The organism is Marinococcus salis (genome assembly GCF_054971365.1).
Map to the genome: position 1 here is coordinate 1 of NZ_JBQOJB010000028.1, position 16,851 is coordinate 16,851.

A 16,851-nucleotide genomic window follows, 5' to 3' on the forward strand; every position below is an offset into this window, starting at 1 on the left:
AACAACGCCTGCTTTTAGAGTGTAACGACAAGCGGGTGCAGTATTGAAGGGTCAAGAACATATTTTGGTGTTGAGCCATTTAATTACTTTTTTATTTTAAAAATTGTTTTCGGACCAAACGAACAGCTTTAAAGACTTATAAGAAACCTGGTTGACTGGTGTCTGCCAATTTTGATGTTGATGAGACTCTGCATATTTAAATTATTTATCAGGTTAACCTAATAAATAAAGTCAAAATTTCTAAAAGGATGAAGTATAATGGAACTACCACATTCTACTTGAAAAGGGGAAAAGATATGGAATATCGGGAGTTTTTAGAAGAAATTGTCGGTATTATCTGGGGCAGGGATGCTGAAAATATTTCAGCCGGGGAAGAGGAGTACAAGCATACGTATCATGCTGAATTACTGAATATCATAGAAAAAGGTTATACAGAACAGGAAGCAAAAAATATTATTATAGATAAAATTCGGGACGATTATAAAGAATATAATATTGATGAATTTTTAGACGATACAGCAGAGAAAATCAGGAAGAAAAAACAATAAAGTAACATTAAGCGATAAAATATGTTATGGTTTATTATAATGAACGTTCAATAAATAAAGGGAGGTTTTCCATGAGAGGTGTATCGAAAAAAGAGGTTATATTGAACACTGCAGAAAATCTCTTTTATCAGCACGGGTTTCATGCTGTCGGGGTTAAAAGTATTTTAAATGAAGTCGGTGTGGCCCCAATGACGATGTACTATCATTTTCATTCTAAAGAAACGTTAATTGTGGAAATACTGAAGCGAAGAGAGCTGCGGTATTTTGATTTCTTACAAAAGGAAATCGATAGAGACAATGGTTTCGCCGCGTATGTAGAAACCCTTATCAAAGCGCATACAGACTGGATGAAAACAGACGGATTGAACGGGTGTCTGTTCTTAAGAGCGAAGCAGGAGTATGAAGGGGTGAATGAGGAAATTGCCGCCCTGAGTAAGGAGCATAAAAAAACCCTGCAGCAAAAGATTGAACAGGAGCTCAAAACCTTTAATTCTTCCAGGCAGCTTGGAACGCAGCTGGTAATGATTTTGGAGGGCATCACTTCAACGGCTCAGGTTATGGCCATGGAGAAAGTGGAAGAGGCGGCTTTTCGTATAGCGAAGAACATGCGGGCAGACAGCCAGTAATAATGGCCATAGGCATCTATGGTAAGCCTTATGGCTCTTATTTTTAACATTTATTGAATGAACAATCAATAAATAAGCAAAAAGGAGCGAACGAACATGAATGCGAATAAATTAATACTTGCCGGCCTGCCTATGATTGCAGTTACTTACGGGCTGTCCCGGTTCAGCTACGGGCTGATGCTTCCCTATATCAACGAAGCAATTAATATGACTCAATCTATGAGCGGGATTATCTCCTCTTTATCCTACGTGGCATACTGTATAGCCATTGTCGCAGCGATGGTATTTTCCCGGACGGTGGCTTCGAGGCTCATTTTAGTGACGGCGGGGGCTTTGTCGGTCGTTGGACTTGGCGTCATTTCTGTTTCTTTGACGCCGGTGGGGCTTGGCGCAGGAATATTTTTAGCAGGAATGAACACGGGGTTATCCTCTCCACCGTACGCCAGTATTGTAAATACAAACGTCGAATCCAACAGGCAAAACCAGGCGAATGCCTGGATTAATTCCGGCACAAGCATAGGTACGGCTTTCACTGGGGTGGTTGCAATTATGATGGTGGACAGCTGGCGTGCAACATATGTGATCTTTATGATTATTGCTGTTATGGTGCTTGCTGCCAATTATAAAGTACTTCCCCGTACGCAGGCGTATGGAGAAAAGAGTCCGACTGGGTTCGTGAAGCAGGAGTAGAGGCAGTCTGTGCAGCTGATACTGGCCTCGCTGCTTTTGGGAGGCTCTTCGGCGGCGTATTGGACCTTTTCGCGGGATTTTATAGTGAATTTAGCCAGCGTACCTGCCTATCTGGGGGACTGGTTCTGGGTTATCATTGGTTTGGCAGGCTTGTTGGGCGGCACCGCCGGTATCTTCATTAACCGGTTTGGTATTATGAAGGCGTTCAGGATGTCGGTAGTGACGTTATCCACCGCCTCTTTACTTTTGGGAGGCTGGCCCGGCAATTCTATCGTGGGGATTTTATCTCCGTTTCTATTTGGGAGTTCTTATGTTTTCATCACGGGAGTTTTAATCGTTTGGGGGGGGTCGGTGTTCCGGACAAATCCATCTATTGGGCTGGGGCTTCCGTTTTTAGTGCTTGCCCTGGGCCAGGCTGTTGGATCTGTTGTTTCCGGCATCCTCGCTGGCCTGTTTGGATACCATATGCTCTTTCTTGCCGCTGCAATGATTGGTTACGTTTCATTGGTTTTTCAATACAAAACCCGGCAACATTTCAGCCGTGCATATTATTCATGAATTTTCTCTCTATGTTTTGCTTCGCGCGGCCATATGAAATACGTAATGGAAATAACTAAGTCAATCATCACGACGAGCGACCAAAGTTTAATAGTGCCGCTCAATGCTTCGGTTCTGCCTGCATCATTGACAAGGAAAATTACTACCCACAAAAGTCCCGTGCCTAAAACGTACGCCAATACGTGCTTGAGCCAGTCCTTAAAGTACTTTCGGGAGTATGCATAGCCGTAAAGCCTGGAGGGCTTGCTGCCCTGTCTCATAATATAATACCTGAAGCGTTCGTCGGCCCATCGGATCATATGCTTTCCAAAAACAATGGAGACCGCGATATAAATAGCAGCAATGGCATGAGCCGTGGTCGCGGCTGCTCCTCGTAAAAGGTCTGCTGAAGCTGCAATCAAAAGAATCAAATCCAGTACGGGGGTTAAAGCGAGAAGAAACAGCCCTAATCTCGGTAATTGAAACACGTAGCGAGCGATTAACCCGGCGGCAATAACAACCCAAAAGGCTATTTCGATCCCAATAATCAACAGCAGGATGAAATTCATTGATACTCCTCCTTCAGCCAGGAATGCACTTCGGCACGAATCAGTTTAATGGCATCTTTATTGTCTATGCGGTCAGGAGTTAACAATTTATGCAGTGCCAGACCATCAACTAGAGCATGAGCGCGCATTGTAGTGAACTCTAGAGGCAGATCCTTCTGGAGCATTTGTTTTTCATTTAAATGCTGTAGGGATTTTTGAATGAGCATACGTATCTCGTCTCCCATAGAATTTGTTCCTGCCTGATGGATTTCGTACTGAAAAGCCATCCACACTTCCATGTCTGCGTACCGGTCATCATCTAAAGGAAGCACCGCAAGTATCGCCTGGATGATCCGCTCCTTTTCGGGTAACGTTTCTTGCCCAAAAATCTCCTGGATTCGTTGGCTCACCTTATGATTTACTTTTTCCATAACCGCATCCAGCAGTGCACTATGGGTGGGATAGTAGTAACGGATCTGTCCCGGCGTCATTTTCGCCAGCTTTGCGATATTTCTTACCGTCGCGCCTTTCGCACCGCTGTTCACAATGGACTGCCATGTATACTCAATAATCTGCTCTTTTTTCTTTTTGTGGTCAATGAGTTTTGGCATCGTACACCTCAATACTTAGAAATTAATGCAAGTATAGCACTTTTTAATACAAGTGTGTTAAAAAGAAAAGCATTTTCTGGAACATTCTGCAAAACAAGTCTCCAGGTTCAAATGAATAATGGTATAGTGGGCATAGAAAAGCATTGAATACTTAAGAAGTGAACTAAAAGAGGTGTGCAAATGAAAAGCGAGAAAGAAAAAATGATGGATGGAGAACTTTTTCTCCCGCACGATTCGGAGCTTGCAGCGGAACGGCTCCAAACGAAGCTGCTGCTCGAAGACTATAACACCATCAGTATACGGGGAAAAGAAAAAAGCAAGCAGATACTACAGGAAATTGTAGGGACGATGGGAAAGGAAGCCCGTATCGGGGCGCCGTTCTGGTGTGATTACGGCTACAATATCCACCTTGGGGACCGCTTTTTTGCCAACGTCAACTGCGTCATGCTCGACGAGGCGCCAATTACGTTTGGCGACGGAGTAATGCTAGGGCCCGGGGTACACATATATACCGTCAATCACCCGATGGGGGAAGCAGCACGGGCTACGCTGCAGGAGTACGGTTCGCCTGTGACGATAGGGGATAACGTGTGGATCGGTGGAGGAGCCATTATTAATCCCGGCATTCGCATTGAAGACGGCGCAGTAATTGCATCGGGAGCAGTCGTTACAAAGGATGTTTCTGCCCGGACGCTTGTAGGTGGTAATCCGGCCGGTTTTATAAAACGGTTGGACCAATAAAGCTGTGCCCAGAAGAAGGGTATATCTTTATAATGTGTATATACCGATATGGTTTTTACGAATACGATGAAAAATACGGAAATTCATTTTTTAACTGACACTTCAGGCAAAATAATAAGATCCCCTGGAAGCACAGGCGATCTTCATCATTTTATATAAAAGCATGTTTTCAATTTACCCGGCAAATGTTCGAACAAGAAAATATAAAAATGAAGGGACGATCAAACAGCCTAAGCCTGTGTAGAAAGTAGCAGTCATGGCTCCGTAGGGAACAAGCTTGGGATCAGTGGCAGCTAAACCGCCTGCTACCCCACTGGTCGTGCCCATCAATCCTCCAAAAACCATCGCTGACCGTGGGTTGTCTAAGCCAATAAGCTTTGCGAAAAATGGTGTGGCGATCATAACGAGAATAGACTTTACCAAACCGGCGGCTATGCTGAGGGCGATAACCTCTGAACTCGCTCCCAGGGCTGTCCCAACAACCGGACCGACAATATAAGTAGCAGCGCCGCCGCCAATCGTAGTAATCTCGACTGGGTCGGTGTAGCCAAATAATAGTGCAACTACTACCCCAATGAGAAAAGAAACGACAATGCCGGCAAATAAAGCAACAATACCGCTGAAGCCAGCTTTTTTAATCTCCTCAATACTAGCTCCAAAAGCTGTAGCTACAATAGCCAAGTCCCTGAGCATAGCACCTCCCATAAGTCCAATCCCTGAGAATATCTGAATATCGGCCAGACCGGATTCTCCGCCTGTAACAACCCCTCCAATATAGGCCAGCAAAAGACCTAAAAGAATAGCGATAGCAGACCCGTGAAGACGCCCTTTTGTAAGCTTGTCAGAGAGAAAGTAAGAGAGGTACATTGTGATGCCGACGACAGCGAAGGCAGTAATCAGCCCATTTTCTGCTAATATGGATTGCAGTGAGTCTATCATTAACCATTCCTCCTCTTATTTAAAGATCTTCTTCGTCACGTATTCTTCATCTTTTTGCTGGCCTATTTTAGTAATTACCGGTACGAGGGCAAAACTGGCAGCAACCGCGAGCACACCGGCTGTGATTGCCATGGGCCCTCCGGAAATGGCTCCTACTACGTTTTGCTGAGCAGACATGGCAATGACAATAGGGATGTACATGGCACCCCAGAAAGCCATTCCGTCTTCAGATTTCTGGGTGATTTTTTTGTTTCGCTTTAAATAATCGACGATAAGCACAAGGAAGACCATCGAGATTCCGACACCGCCAATATTTGCATCTACCCCCATCACTATTCCTAAAAGATCTCCAAAGTAGACACCGAGCAGCATACAAAAAGCCAGTAGAGCTACACCAAAAATAACCATGTGATCGTCTCCTTAATAAAAATTTTAAAATCAGTAAGCGCTTACAAAAATGTTAAAAAAAATATTGTCGACAATCTACTGTTTGCTTTATAATAAAATGCAAGTAGTAAGAATGCAATAATAATTCAAAAATTTTTGAAAATAAAAATTTAGGAGTTTTTATTATGAGCTCAATAGACCTATCGAATAACGCTCTTTCTCAAAAGATTGCTGAGCATATTTCAAAAAAGATTATAGCCGGCCAGCTGCAGCCAGGACATAAGCTGAATGAAGCTTTTTATGCTGAAGCGTACGGTACAAGCAGAGCTCCTGTAAGAGAAGCAATCTTTTTGCTTACAGTAGATGGCCTGGTAGAAAAAATCCCGCGCCGGGGAGCGGTGGTAAGAACTTACACAGAAAGCGAAATTTATGATTTACTGGAAATCCGGAACAATTTAGAAGCATTAGTAATGAAAAGGATCATGGCTAACGGTACTGACACAAATACATTAGAAGAGATGAAGCGTATCCTTTCAGAAATGAAAAACATGGAAAGAGAAGAAGATTATACGCAGTTGAACCACTCTTTTCACATGTGCATGGTTATAATGAGTGGAAGCGAAGTTATTAAAGAAACCTACACCAGGCTTGGCCAACCCTTGTTAACCATACAAAATCTATCTTTTTCGCTGAAAGGAAACATCGAAAAGTCTATAAGAGAACACGAGGAACTCTTAAAATTACTTGAACAGCAAGAGTGGCACAAAGCCGCTGATTTATTAGAGACCCATAACGCTGACGTAATAAAAAATATAAAGGAAAATGTATTTAAAACATCTTCTAACGAGACGTAAATTAAAGTCTCGTTAGAGAATTGTCGACAATCGACTATATAGAGGTGATACTTTGAGCATAGTGTTTTTATGTCCCGGCCAGGGCTCCCAAAAATCAAATATGTTAAATGAGCTGCCAGATCAAAAAATTATTAATAACACCATCGAAGAAGCAAGCGATGTTTTGCAGCTTAACGTCCGGAATCTTGACAAAGAATCGGCATTATCCTCAACCTACGCTGTCCAATTAGTATTATTTATTTGGAGTATAGCTATGGGGGAGTTGCTGAAAGAGAGCGGCGCAAAGCCCCATTTTACAGCAGGGCATTCCGTTGGAGCTTTTACTTCCTCTGTACTATCGAATGCGCTGCCATTTAGTAAAGCACTAACTTTAGTGGCAAAAAGGGGGGAGTTAATGGAAAGTGAATTTTCAAGTGGTTTTGGAATGGGAGCTGTGAATGGGATGACGGAAAGGCATGTGCAAAGTATCATATCCTCGCTCTCATTACAGGAAAGTGTGTTTATCTCAAATATTAACTCGAACACACAAATAACTATTTCCGGGACGATACAAAATGTTCAGAAAGCCCTGAAAGCATTGTCGAAAGCAGGCGCTTCATCTGCGAAAATGCTTAATGTAAAGGTGCCTTCCCATTCTCCGTTTATGGAAAGAATAGCTGAACAGATGCGGCTAGAGCTGGAAAAAGCTTCTGTACAGAGAGCCAGCATTCCCTATGCCGCTAATGTCTCGGCACGAGCTGTAACGGATCCGGAAAAAATAAGAAAGGATCTGTCAGAGAGTATTAAAAAGCCGGTGCGTTGGCATGACGCTATGTGTATGTATTATGAGAGGGGAGCCCGGCTTTTTATCGAGCTTTCCCCGCGATCAGTGTTATCGAATATCATTAACCAGACCTTCACAGATGCCAGAGGATTATCCATTCAAACGCAGGGAGCAGACAACTGTCTGGAGCTTATAAAAAGATACAATTAATAATGAATTAGTATAGAGGAGGTCCAAGCTATGAATACTTCAACAATTACTTCCTGGACAAAAAGAAGAGATGCTAAAAATGAAACAAAGGAAAAAATGAAAGCGATTACTGGAAATAAAATTATTCCTACGGAAAATATTGTAGGTGCCCTGGAATATTTAATTAAGCCAAAGGACAAGGTCGTGATGGAAGGAAATAATCAGAAACAAGCATCTTTTTTGTCCGAGGCGCTGATGCATGTGAATAAAAATAAGGTCCACGGCCTTCATATGATTATGTCTAGCATTTCAAGACCCGAGCATTTGGATCTTTTTGAAGAAGGAATTGCTACAAATATAGATTTCGCGTATGCAGGGCCGCAAAGTCTTCGAACAGCTCAAATGATAGAGGACGGGACCATGAAGGTAGGCGGCATTCATACGTATATTGAACTGTACGGTCGTTTGTTTATCGACTTAACCCCAAATATTACGTTGGTGGCTGCAGATAAAGCAGACAAACACGGGAATCTGTATACAGGGCCTAACACTGAAGAAACGCCGACATTGATCGAAGCTGCTGCATTTCGTGATGGTTTTGTAGTAGTGCAGGTAAATGAAATTACAGACGAACTGCCACGGGTAGACATACCAGGGTCATGGGTGGATTATATCGTTGAAGCGGATAAACCGTACCAATTAGAGCCACTGTTTACAAGAGACCCCCGGCATATTTCAGAAATACAAATTTTGATGGCGATGTATGCGATAAAGGGCATTTACCAAAAACACGAAGTTCAGTCACTAAATCATGGTATTGGGTTTAATACTACAGCAATTGAACTGCTGCTCCCTACCTACGGTGAGAGTCTCGGCCTGCGTGGGGAAATATGTAAGCACTGGGCCCTGAATCCTCATCCTTCTCTTATTCCTGCTATTGAAAGCGGCTGGGTCGACAGCGTACACTGCTTCGGGGGAGAAGTGGGGATGGAGAAGTATATAGAACAGCGTCCGGACGTGTTTTTTACTGGCGCAGATGGTTCTATGAGATCCAACCGGACCTTGTCTCAATTAGCAGGACAGTACGCTGTGGATATGTTTGTCGGCTCCACACTCCAAATGGACAGCTACGGGAATTCCTCCACCGTAACCAACGGAAGGTTGTCAGGATTCGGAGGCGCTCCGAACATGGGTCATGATCCTGGAGGCAGAAGGCATGCTACTCCGGCATGGCTGAACATGAGAACATCTGAGGACTCACTGGCCAAAGGAAAAAAGCTGGTAGTTCAAATGGTGGAAACGCACCAGTCAGGGAATCAGCCGGTGTTTGTTGATTCTCTAGACGCAGCAGAAGTGGCAAAAGAATCCGGCCTGCCTAACGCTCCGGTAATGATATATGGAAATGATGTCACCCATGTTGTTACGGAAGAGGGTATTGCTTATTTGTACCGCTCGGACAGCCCGGAAGAAAAGAAAGATGCAATTTCAGCCATTGCCGGCATTACACCGCTTGGAAGACAAGCTGACAAGAAAACAACAGAAGCACTAAGAAAGAGAGGCATTTTAGCTCTTCCAGAGGATATGGAGATTAAAAGAAGCCAGGCAAGCCGTTCTCTGCTCGCAGCAAAAAATATTGATGAGCTGGTGGAGTGGTCGGATGGCTTGTACGAGCCGCCTGAAAAATTTAAAACGTGGTAGGGAGGACAAACAAATGAAATGGCAAAGCGCGTCGGAATGCGGTGAAATGCTTTCAGAAGCAGCCACGCAGGCTTTAATTCAGGAAGTGGCTCTCTCACCCAAGCCTGGATTAGTGGACAAATACCAAAACGGTTCGCACACGGACCTGAATTACAGGCTGATGTACCGTTCCGCAGAAGCATTGCAGAATTCCTTTTATCATATTGCCAAAAGGGCTTATGAGGCTGAGTTAAATCAAGCGCTGCGAGAGGATATTGGTCAAATTGGGCGGGTTGCGGAAAAGAATATGTTTCTGGCTACCGAAGGAGTAAATACACACAAAGGAGCTATTTGGGCGCTTGGTCTTTTTACTGCCGTCATGGCTTCGATGAACTCAGAAGAAATATCCCGAAAAAGACTGGCCAGGCTGGTCGGCGGACTGGCACTTCTTAAGGATCCCAGCGCAGGAGCGGCTAAAACCAATGGGAGACAGGCAGAAATCCAATATAATATTTCTGGCGCGAAAGGGGAGGCTGGGTCTGGATTTCCTCACGTGACGGAGGTAGGGCTTCCAATGCTTTGGAACAGCAGAAAAAAAGGGTTTACAGAGAAAACCTCCCGCTTGAACACTTTAGTTGCCATTATGGCTTCCCTTTCTGATACCTGTGTGCTGCACCGGGCAGGCTCTGAGGCGCTTGCAAGTATGCATGACAAAGCTTCCCTGATCCTGTTATCGGGGGGAGTGGCATATAAAGACGGACGGGATCTATTGCTGGAGCTTGATAAAGAGCTTATCGAAAAAAACGCTTCGCCGGGGGGATGTGCTGATATGCTGGCAGCCACGCTATACATTGACGCTGTATGCTTCAACTCATTAAAAACTTCTAATGACTTAAAATATTTGCGGAAGGAGAAACATATCCATGAATACACTCACGCTGGAGTATCCCGCTAGTAAATCTATTCAAAAAAAAGCTCACACAGGCATTGTTGGTTCTGGGGACCTGGAAGTATTGATGCGGCCTGCTGCTGGCGAACAGAGCACTGTGGAAATAAGAACGAGTTTAGACGGATTTGAAGACATGTGGAGGTATGTGCTTGATCGATTCATGGAAGAAAACGAGCCGGCAGTTCATATCCAAGTAAACGATTTCGGCGCTACCCCCGGGGTAGTAAAGCTTCGACTTGAACAAGCACTAGAGGAGGGAAACGATGAAGTTAACCAATAAACAGAGCCTCACAGACTTAAATGCAAGAGACCGGGTGCATGCTTTATTAGATGAAAATACCTGCGAAGAGCTGTTGGGCCCTTTCGATGGAATAGAGTCTCCACACCTTCCGGCTCAGGGAATCGTACCACAAAGTGATGATGGAGTAGTGATTGGCAAGGGCTTACTGGAAGGAAAAAGAACCGTTATAATTGCGACAGAGGGCCAATTTCAGGGCGGGGGTATCGGGGAAGTAGCCGGGGCAAAAATTGCCGGAGCCCTGGAGCTTGCTTTGCGTGATAATCAAAACGGCCTTTCTACGCAGGTAGTTCTGGTTCTGGATACAGGGGGCGTCAGGCTCCAGGAAGCAAATTACGGTCTACTGACGATTGCTGAAATTCATGCAGCAATAATAGCGCTTAGGGAATATGTACCTGTAATCGGTATTATTCCTGGAAAAATCGGCGTATTTGGAGGTATGGCCATTAGTGCCGGCCTGTGCAGTAAACTTATTATGACTAAAGAAGGCAGGATGTGTTTAAACGGGCCTGAAGTTATTGAGCAGGAAGCAGGTATTACGGAGCTTGATTCTTCCGATCGGCGGTTGGTATGGAGAGTTATTGGCGGAGAGCAACGCGTAAAAACAAATTTAGCAGATGCATTATCTGAAGATGATATCGATAGTTTCAAAGCGAAAATAAATGCCTTATTCACAAGCGATTCTGCAGAAGAACCCAGAAGCAGGCAAATATACCGTTACAGGCAGATTGTTAATCAGCACGATCCCAGTAAGAGAATCCAGCCTGAAATTTTTAGAGAAATAACTCATTCCAATAATAGTAGCGTGCAGAAAAACTCTGGCCCTGTTAACCAGTCTGCTGAAAGTAGGGGAGAAAAGTGGTTTGAGGTATTTACAGGAAAAAATGCCGCCCATATGGAGGAAATTCCTTCTGTACTATACGGAAGCGGAAAAGTGGGAGAGCAAGAAGCTTGTTTTTTAGCGGTCGTTCCAAATGCAGAAGCAAAATACCGCAGGGCCACAGACGGAGAATTTGGACTTGAAGAAGGATGGAAACTAGCGGAATACATTAATAGTATTGTTGAAGAAGACAAAAATAGTCTGAAAAGGCCTATTGTAGCCGTTGTTGATACACCAAGTCAGGCCTATGGCTATAATGAAGAGATGGCAGGTATTCATCTTTCTTGTGCAGCCGCTGTAGATGCCTATGCCACAGCCCGTATGGAAGGACACCCCATCATAACGCTGATAGTGGGGAAAGCTATATCTGGAGCTTTTCTTTCCCATGGAATGCAGGGAAATAGAATAATTGCCTTAGACGATGACCACGTTCAAGTACAGGTAATGTCTAAAGAATCGGCAGCACGGGTTACCCTGCGGACTGTTGAAGAAGTAGAGCGGGCGTCGGAAACTGTTCCAGCTACTGGCTATGATATTCATTCCTTTAAGAAGCTGGGGGCCCTGGACGAGCTGGTGCATACAGAGTCCCCGGGAACACCGGATGTAAAAGATAAGGAATTGATAGAACAACATATTCTTTCCCAGCTTGCAGACGTCCAGGAAAAAGGGTTAGATATTAATCACCGCTGGAAGACAGCCCAGGCAGTGAAAGAAGGACGCATAGCTTCCATCAACGTTCGGGAAAAGATGGAGGAACAATGGATATAAACGTGCATGATTTAGTAAAAATTAATGGAGCCCAGGCGCTCGAGACAAGTGAACCTCTTCCTGCCTGGGCAATTTTTTCATTAAAGAAAGCTCCCTATGTCGTTGTACGAAGAGCTGAGATTGTGAATAAGAAAATTCCGGTCGGGATACGTGGTGAAAACCGGGCTGAGCGAATGGCGGCCTGGGTAGATGAAGAAAATGCAGAAAAGGTTATCCCACCGGAAGAGATTATTCATCAGAAAATGTGGAAAGAATTAGAGGGAAATAGAAGAGTACTGCCCCAGATAGAAGCGATGCTAGCTTTGGACAAGCTGCTCCGAAGAGAAAGATTGGCCTGGGGCCCGGGCGGCAGTACAGGGTTTGAACTGGTGTCAAAAATGAATACAATAAATATGCACAGCGATGTAGACATTATTATTCGCGTTGATGAACAAAATATAAAAAAGATGGAAACTTTAAGAGAGAAAATTCAAAACCTTTCGGCACGTGTTGATGTACTGCTCGAAGCTGAAATCGGAGCTATAGCGTTAGAGGATTATCTAGGAAAGCACTCAAAAATGTTAGTACGTACCAAAAATGGACCCAGGCTCTTTGATAGAGAAAAAGTATTTTAGTATAGCAACTTCTCCTAAATATTCTTTCAGCTACTCGGAATAAATTAATTGAATACTGGGTTTATAAGCCTTATAAGCACCATAACTATTGGGAAGCCGTGGTACCTATTTTGGATTGGCGGAGTCGATTACTCATTTTATGTTCCTCTAATTTATATTTGAAAAGCGCCCGCCCTTCCTTGATTTTCACCGGTTTTGGGTTATTAATTAGATCTGTAGACAGGGGGTTTACGCTGTAAATGCGGCGGGAATCACTTATTTTAACGTTAATAAGAAGGTTTCTAGAGCAATTAGTTCCATATTTTGAGCCGCTGTGAAAAGAGGAAGGAGCCCCCGTCGTGGATAATCAAAAACCAAGAGTAGGTTTTGTGTTTTACGGAGCCTTAGTGATACTGCTTATCATGGCGATTGTCGGAGTCGCAATTCCGCAATCGTTTTTTAACGCAAGTTCTGTTGTAAGGTCGTTTGTATCGACTCATTTTGGATGGTACTATCTTTTAATTGTATCAGCATGTGTACTTTTATGTATTTATTTTATTTTCAGCAGATATGGCAACATTCGTCTCGGAAGACCGGAGGACCGCCCCGAATACAGCTATCCCACCTGGTTTGCGATGCTGTTCAGCTCGGGTATGGGAGTCGGTCTTGTGTTCTGGAGCGGGGCGGAAACAGTGTCGCACTATGCCACAAGCGCCCCGGAAGCAGATGCAGGAACGGAGCAGGCGCTTCTCGATTCAATGAGGTACATGTTTTTGCATTGGGGCATACATCCATGGGCGATTTATGGGATTACAGGTATTTGTTTTGCCTACTTTACGTTCCGCCGAGGTGCGCCCGGCATGGTAAGCGCCATGCTCAGTCCGATTATGAACGAAAAAGGCATCGGTGGAAAAATTGTAGATATTATCGCTCTGATTACAACAGTCTCGGGGATTGCCACCGTCCTTGGTATTGGCGTAACACAGGTTTCCGGTGGTATGTCCTATTTGTTTAACACCCCGAACAACTATACGATGCAGTTGATAGTCATTGTTGTTATTACTGCCATGTTTTTAGTGTCAGCGTATACGGGCTTGAACAAAGGAATTAAATTCCTGAGTAACGCAAACATATATTTAACGATTATTTTGTTTGTCTTAATGCTTTTTGTCGGCCCAACATTATTTTCCATGAATTTGTTTACAAATACACTCGGTACGTATTTGCAGACGCTTCCGCAGATGAGCTTCCGAATCGCTCCCACATCTGAAAATACAAGAGAGTGGATTAATACATGGACGATTTTCTACTGGGCCTGGTGGATCTCATGGACGCCTTTTATAGGAATATTTATTGCCCGTGTGTCGAGAGGGCGTACTCTGAAGGAGTTTACGATCGGCGTCATTTTGGTACCATCAATTGTCAGCTTCGTCTGGTTTTCGCTGTTTGGCGGGGCCACCTTAAACGTACAAAGCAGCGGTATGGCAGATATTGCCTCGCTGGCTCCCGAAGAAGCGATTTTCGGAGTATTTGACCAATACCCGCTCAGCACCGTTATGTCCACAATTGCACTATTGTTAATTGTTTCTTTCTTTATCACTTCGGCTGACTCCGCTACATTTGTACTCGGCATGCAGACCTCCAACGGCTCGATGAACCCTTCTGCTGTAGTGAAGTTCATCTGGGGAGTCATGCTTTCTGCTACAGCGGCCGTGCTGCTGTACTCGGGAGGAATTAATGCGCTGCAAAACGTCATGATTATATCGGCCCTTCCATTTTCCATTGTGATGATATTAATGGTGTACTCGCTGTTTAAAGCACTCCGGGAAGAAAAAGACGTTGAAACAAAGGATAAAAGCAGAAATGCCGATAAACCAGATAAGGCTTCCTAAAGTGGCTTTTAGAACTCCTGATAATATTAGGAGTTCTTTTTTTATGTACATCTATTTTATAGATACAGTTCGAATTTCTGCTTCTCTCAAAGGTAGTCAGCTTCATGTTGGAGCCACGAGTTCTACTTTAATACGGTCAGGGTCTTCAAAATAGACTGCATAGTGATCGTCCCCACCGGCAAAGGGGTGAAGATCTTCATAAAGAATGGGGGCGTCCGCTGCCCGCAGCTTTTCGGTCATTTGATCCACATGGGATTTCGATCGGGCATGAAAAGCTATATGGTTTAACCCAGTCCGGCGCCGGTGATAGGGAACATCCAGAAAACGATCCTCCGTCTGTACAAATACGATGTAGGAGGAAGCCAATTTAAAGCTGATGCCCTCCGGCCATTGCTGATAGATATGATAGCCAAGTTCCTCGAGCAGCCATTGCCAAAAGGTCTTCGAGCGTTCGAGGTCGGATACATAAAGCTCGATATGGTGAATGTGTCCGTTCATGGGAGTTTCTCCTTTTCATCTTTGAAATAATCGAAAATGATACGCTGTAAAGCACCAGTCAAACCAGGGTTATGTACTAAAATTGCCTTTCAAAGGTCTCTCCCTCCAATAGCTTTAGTTCCCCTGCATATAATGGAAACGAAAGATAGTAGGAGGCCTCCGGGTCTTTAAACAGAAGCAGAGAGCGTACGGCTTCATGGTCAGAATTGCAAACCCCGCAGCCCACAATAAAAGAATACGGTGGTGGTGGCAGGAATAAAACCAATGATACGTCAGAAGACATCTTATCCGGAATCCATTGCTGAGAACCGCTGGCCCAGCGACGAACTGATGAATAATGATGTTCATCAATAACGCATTTTAGATTCATAGGCGGTGCTCCTCTATCCAACTAGATTTTTTATGCTTTATACTAGGTCCATTTTTCGATTAGCGGGGGAAGATCCTCTAGACGATCTGTACTGTCGTGAGCACTGGAATAGGTGTCTTCCGTTTTTTGAATTGTAAGCATCCCCATTTCTTTAGCAGGAAAGATATCCGCTTCAAGATGATCTCCGATAAATACTGTATTCGCAGCCTGAACCCGAAAATAATCCAGTGCATATTGGAATATTTGCGGATCGGGTTTGCGAATGTTGAGCTGCCCCGAGGTGACGATAAAATCCAGATACTGTTGGATGGCTAAAGAAGTTATCTTGTGACGCTGGTAAAAATCACGCCCGTTAGTGATAATTCCTATTCTGTAATTCTTTTTATGTAAAGCTGCAAGCATGTGGTGTAATCATGGAAAGCTCTCGCTGAATTCGGGGAAGTACTCATTTAAATTTTTTAATAATCCTTCAGTAAGTTTCTCTGGAATACCACATTGACGGCCAAGTTCGTCGTAAACGACAGCTTTGGGAAGCGGCTGATTATTCAGGGATATAAAGTTATTTTTAAATGTATGCAGATCTGCATAACGTTGCAACGCAAAACATTCATACTGGTATTCAGCGAAAAGCTTTAGTGTTTGTTGCTTGTCGAGCAATGTTTGATCCAAATCAAATAAAACTACTTCAATGGCCAAAGGAAAGCCTCCTGTAAAATTTGATTTCCAGACAGAAAGACAAGCAGTTCTCTCTTTCCCTATTTATTGTAAAAAAGTATCATAGAGGGAAGATAAAGTAAAAATTGAATTGAAAGAAATAGTAGGGAATTTATGCTCAAGAAAGCTGGTCATACCAGTGCCTAAGCAGATTGATGTTTGCCTGATGATACCGGCTGTGATCGGCCATGTGCCAGAGTCCCCAGCGGATCGTAGCCTGTTTTTCATTTTCATGGCCAAAAGTAACAACGGCAGTTAAATCCTGATCGGTCAGCCGAACGCAGACATCGGCCAGTTCACTAATTACCTGCTCATAATGAGACAGGAGCGTATGAAGAGAAAAGCCCTGTACAAGAGGAATATTTCCCCGGCTGTCCCGGGCTGGACCATAGGCTTCTTCCAAGGAAGATGGAAGGTTCTCACCTTTGATTCGGTAAACCCAATGGATATCCACGTACGTAAGATGATTGATAAGCTGAGCGGTACTGTTGAATTTGCCGGACGGACCTTGATATTCCAGTTCGTCCCGGGTCATTCCTTTCGTGATAGAGATTAACCGCTGATTATTTTCTTTTACCGCCCCGTACAGTAGCCCCGTCGTGGGCGTCATATGTTTTTCACCGGATAAATCAAAAACCATGATTTCTACCTCCTTGGCATTGAAAAAACAATTAATATCATTTTTTTCCATTCTCAAGCTTTTTACTTTTAAGTTGCAGGTTTGAAAACAAATGTTGGTCATAGAAGTAAATATTGGAAATTATATCCAATATCATCCA

Annotated in this window: 22 protein-coding genes; 13 read left to right on the plus strand and 9 right to left on the minus strand. The window is 43.9% G+C overall.

All coding sequences use genetic code 11. From position 1 onward, the window contains the following. Positions 1 to 296: 296 nt before the first annotated feature. The 4 genes from ACTTK6_RS15080 to ACTTK6_RS15095 all read left to right on the plus strand — a co-directional run bounded on the left by ACTTK6_RS15080 (position 297) and on the right by ACTTK6_RS15095 (position 2,422). Complete coding sequence (locus ACTTK6_RS15080) at positions 297 to 548, plus strand: hypothetical protein (RefSeq protein WP_462833847.1); 252 nt, start codon at positions 297 to 299, stop codon at positions 546 to 548. A gap of 71 nt (positions 549 to 619) precedes the next feature. Next, on the plus strand, positions 620 to 1,174 hold the full coding sequence (locus ACTTK6_RS15085; protein ID WP_462833848.1) for a TetR/AcrR family transcriptional regulator: 555 nt from the start codon (positions 620 to 622) through the stop codon (positions 1,172 to 1,174). 96 nt (positions 1,175 to 1,270) lie between these two features. After that, a complete protein-coding gene (locus tag ACTTK6_RS15090) occupies positions 1,271 to 1,864 on the plus strand; it encodes an MFS transporter (RefSeq protein WP_462833849.1) in 594 nt (197 codons plus the stop codon). A 9-nt stretch (positions 1,865 to 1,873) separates the two neighbouring features. Next, positions 1,874 to 2,422 (plus strand): MFS transporter, encoded by a 549-nt coding sequence (locus tag ACTTK6_RS15095; protein WP_462833850.1) that lies wholly within the window; start codon positions 1,874 to 1,876, stop codon positions 2,420 to 2,422. Here the strand turns inward: ACTTK6_RS15095 and ACTTK6_RS15100 are convergent. Further along, positions 2,413 to 2,970 carry a hypothetical protein gene (locus tag ACTTK6_RS15100; RefSeq protein WP_462833851.1) on the minus strand — a complete coding sequence of 186 codons (558 nt, stop codon included), beginning with the start codon at positions 2,968 to 2,970 and terminating at the stop codon, positions 2,413 to 2,415. The two genes, ACTTK6_RS15095 and ACTTK6_RS15100, sit on opposite strands and share 10 nt — an antisense overlap. Continuing rightward, entirely contained in the window at positions 2,967 to 3,560 is a 594-nt protein-coding gene (locus ACTTK6_RS15105; protein WP_079476706.1) for a TetR/AcrR family transcriptional regulator, read from the minus strand. Before ACTTK6_RS15105 ends, ACTTK6_RS15100 begins: the two co-directional genes overlap by 4 nt. Positions 3,561 to 3,740: 180 nt before the next feature. On the opposite strand from ACTTK6_RS15105, the gene ACTTK6_RS15110 reads away from it, so the two are divergent. Further along, entirely contained in the window at positions 3,741 to 4,301 is a 561-nt protein-coding gene (locus ACTTK6_RS15110) for a sugar O-acetyltransferase (RefSeq protein WP_462833852.1), read from the plus strand. A gap of 174 nt (positions 4,302 to 4,475) precedes the next feature. Here ACTTK6_RS15110 and madM read toward each other — a convergent pair whose 3' ends face one another. Both madM and madL read right to left on the minus strand, forming a co-directional pair. After that, positions 4,476 to 5,240: a malonate transporter subunit MadM gene (gene madM / locus ACTTK6_RS15115; protein WP_462833853.1), complete on the minus strand. Its 765-nt coding sequence runs from the start codon at positions 5,238 to 5,240 to the stop codon at positions 4,476 to 4,478. A gap of 15 nt (positions 5,241 to 5,255) precedes the next feature. Beyond that, positions 5,256 to 5,648, minus strand: coding sequence for a malonate transporter subunit MadL (gene madL / locus ACTTK6_RS15120; protein WP_079476703.1), 393 nt, complete (start codon positions 5,646 to 5,648; stop codon positions 5,256 to 5,258). A 164-nt stretch (positions 5,649 to 5,812) separates the two neighbouring features. Between madL and ACTTK6_RS15125 the strand changes: the two genes are divergently transcribed. The 8 genes from ACTTK6_RS15125 to ACTTK6_RS15160 all read left to right on the plus strand — a co-directional run bounded on the left by ACTTK6_RS15125 (position 5,813) and on the right by ACTTK6_RS15160 (position 14,490). Beyond that, positions 5,813 to 6,481 (plus strand): GntR family transcriptional regulator, encoded by a 669-nt coding sequence (locus ACTTK6_RS15125; RefSeq protein WP_462833854.1) that lies wholly within the window; start codon positions 5,813 to 5,815, stop codon positions 6,479 to 6,481. Positions 6,482 to 6,542: 61 nt separating this feature from the next. After that, positions 6,543 to 7,454 carry an ACP S-malonyltransferase gene (locus tag ACTTK6_RS15130; protein WP_233133443.1) on the plus strand — a complete coding sequence of 304 codons (912 nt, stop codon included), beginning with the start codon at positions 6,543 to 6,545 and terminating at the stop codon, positions 7,452 to 7,454. Positions 7,455 to 7,484: 30 nt separating this feature from the next. Continuing rightward, positions 7,485 to 9,131: a malonate decarboxylase subunit alpha gene (gene mdcA, locus ACTTK6_RS15135; RefSeq protein ID WP_462833855.1), complete on the plus strand. Its 1,647-nt coding sequence runs from the start codon at positions 7,485 to 7,487 to the stop codon at positions 9,129 to 9,131. A gap of 13 nt (positions 9,132 to 9,144) precedes the next feature. Further along, positions 9,145 to 10,065, plus strand: coding sequence for a triphosphoribosyl-dephospho-CoA synthase (locus ACTTK6_RS15140; RefSeq protein WP_158219189.1), 921 nt, complete (start codon positions 9,145 to 9,147; stop codon positions 10,063 to 10,065). Beyond that, positions 10,034 to 10,339, plus strand: a complete 306-nt coding sequence (locus ACTTK6_RS15145; RefSeq protein WP_079476698.1) for a malonate decarboxylase subunit delta — start codon at positions 10,034 to 10,036, stop codon at positions 10,337 to 10,339. The genes ACTTK6_RS15140 and ACTTK6_RS15145 overlap by 32 nt, the downstream gene beginning before the upstream one ends. Beyond that, the gene (locus ACTTK6_RS15150; RefSeq protein ID WP_079476697.1) at positions 10,323 to 12,005 is read left to right on the plus strand and encodes a biotin-independent malonate decarboxylase subunit beta; all 1,683 of its coding nucleotides are present in this window, start codon (positions 10,323 to 10,325) and stop codon (positions 12,003 to 12,005) included. The genes ACTTK6_RS15145 and ACTTK6_RS15150 overlap by 17 nt, the downstream gene beginning before the upstream one ends. Further along, on the plus strand, positions 11,996 to 12,619 hold the full coding sequence (locus tag ACTTK6_RS15155; protein WP_079476696.1) for a malonate decarboxylase holo-ACP synthase: 624 nt from the start codon (positions 11,996 to 11,998) through the stop codon (positions 12,617 to 12,619). Before ACTTK6_RS15150 ends, ACTTK6_RS15155 begins: the two co-directional genes overlap by 10 nt. Positions 12,620 to 12,957: 338 nt before the next feature. Then, complete coding sequence (locus ACTTK6_RS15160) at positions 12,958 to 14,490, plus strand: BCCT family transporter (RefSeq protein WP_280522715.1); 1,533 nt, start codon at positions 12,958 to 12,960, stop codon at positions 14,488 to 14,490. 102 nt (positions 14,491 to 14,592) lie between these two features. Here ACTTK6_RS15160 and ACTTK6_RS15165 read toward each other — a convergent pair whose 3' ends face one another. From ACTTK6_RS15165 to ACTTK6_RS15185, 5 genes are all read right to left on the minus strand, one after another. Beyond that, a complete protein-coding gene (locus tag ACTTK6_RS15165) occupies positions 14,593 to 14,988 on the minus strand; it encodes a VOC family protein (protein ID WP_462833856.1) in 396 nt (131 codons plus the stop codon). Positions 14,989 to 15,064: 76 nt separating this feature from the next. Continuing rightward, positions 15,065 to 15,358, minus strand: coding sequence for a hypothetical protein (locus tag ACTTK6_RS15170; RefSeq protein WP_462833857.1), 294 nt, complete (start codon positions 15,356 to 15,358; stop codon positions 15,065 to 15,067). 42 nt (positions 15,359 to 15,400) lie between these two features. Then, the gene (locus ACTTK6_RS15175) at positions 15,401 to 15,760 is read right to left on the minus strand and encodes an HAD family hydrolase (protein ID WP_462833858.1); all 360 of its coding nucleotides are present in this window, start codon (positions 15,758 to 15,760) and stop codon (positions 15,401 to 15,403) included. A gap of 9 nt (positions 15,761 to 15,769) precedes the next feature. Further along, positions 15,770 to 16,054: an HAD family hydrolase gene (locus ACTTK6_RS15180; protein WP_462833859.1), complete on the minus strand. Its 285-nt coding sequence runs from the start codon at positions 16,052 to 16,054 to the stop codon at positions 15,770 to 15,772. Positions 16,055 to 16,190: 136 nt separating this feature from the next. Further along, positions 16,191 to 16,712, minus strand: a complete 522-nt coding sequence (locus tag ACTTK6_RS15185) for a DinB family protein (protein WP_462833860.1) — start codon at positions 16,710 to 16,712, stop codon at positions 16,191 to 16,193. Positions 16,713 to 16,851: the final 139 nt, after the last annotated feature.

Coding starts and splice junctions, on each gene's coding strand:
- madL (WP_079476703.1), bottom strand. CDS start 5,648: ATGGTTATTTTTGGTGTAGCTCTACTGGCTTTTTGTATGCTGCTCGGT.
- ACTTK6_RS15185 (WP_462833860.1), bottom strand. CDS start 16,712: ATGGTTTTTGATTTATCCGGTGAAAAACATATGACGCCCACGACGGGG.
- ACTTK6_RS15170 (WP_462833857.1), bottom strand. CDS start 15,358: ATGAATCTAAAATGCGTTATTGATGAACATCATTATTCATCAGTTCGT.
- ACTTK6_RS15085 (WP_462833848.1), top strand. CDS start 620: ATGAGAGGTGTATCGAAAAAAGAGGTTATATTGAACACTGCAGAAAAT.
- madM (WP_462833853.1), bottom strand. CDS start 5,240: ATGATAGACTCACTGCAATCCATATTAGCAGAAAATGGGCTGATTACT.
- ACTTK6_RS15080 (WP_462833847.1), top strand. CDS start 297: ATGGAATATCGGGAGTTTTTAGAAGAAATTGTCGGTATTATCTGGGGC.
- mdcA (WP_462833855.1), top strand. CDS start 7,485: ATGAATACTTCAACAATTACTTCCTGGACAAAAAGAAGAGATGCTAAA.
- ACTTK6_RS15155 (WP_079476696.1), top strand. CDS start 11,996: ATGGATATAAACGTGCATGATTTAGTAAAAATTAATGGAGCCCAGGCG.
- ACTTK6_RS15140 (WP_158219189.1), top strand. CDS start 9,145: ATGAAATGGCAAAGCGCGTCGGAATGCGGTGAAATGCTTTCAGAAGCA.
- ACTTK6_RS15175 (WP_462833858.1), bottom strand. CDS start 15,760: ATGCTTGCAGCTTTACATAAAAAGAATTACAGAATAGGAATTATCACT.
- ACTTK6_RS15125 (WP_462833854.1), top strand. CDS start 5,813: ATGAGCTCAATAGACCTATCGAATAACGCTCTTTCTCAAAAGATTGCT.
- ACTTK6_RS15110 (WP_462833852.1), top strand. CDS start 3,741: ATGAAAAGCGAGAAAGAAAAAATGATGGATGGAGAACTTTTTCTCCCG.
- ACTTK6_RS15145 (WP_079476698.1), top strand. CDS start 10,034: ATGAATACACTCACGCTGGAGTATCCCGCTAGTAAATCTATTCAAAAA.
- ACTTK6_RS15105 (WP_079476706.1), bottom strand. CDS start 3,560: ATGCCAAAACTCATTGACCACAAAAAGAAAAAAGAGCAGATTATTGAG.
- ACTTK6_RS15150 (WP_079476697.1), top strand. CDS start 10,323: ATGAAGTTAACCAATAAACAGAGCCTCACAGACTTAAATGCAAGAGAC.
- ACTTK6_RS15100 (WP_462833851.1), bottom strand. CDS start 2,970: ATGAATTTCATCCTGCTGTTGATTATTGGGATCGAAATAGCCTTTTGG.
- ACTTK6_RS15090 (WP_462833849.1), top strand. CDS start 1,271: ATGAATGCGAATAAATTAATACTTGCCGGCCTGCCTATGATTGCAGTT.
- ACTTK6_RS15165 (WP_462833856.1), bottom strand. CDS start 14,988: ATGAACGGACACATTCACCATATCGAGCTTTATGTATCCGACCTCGAA.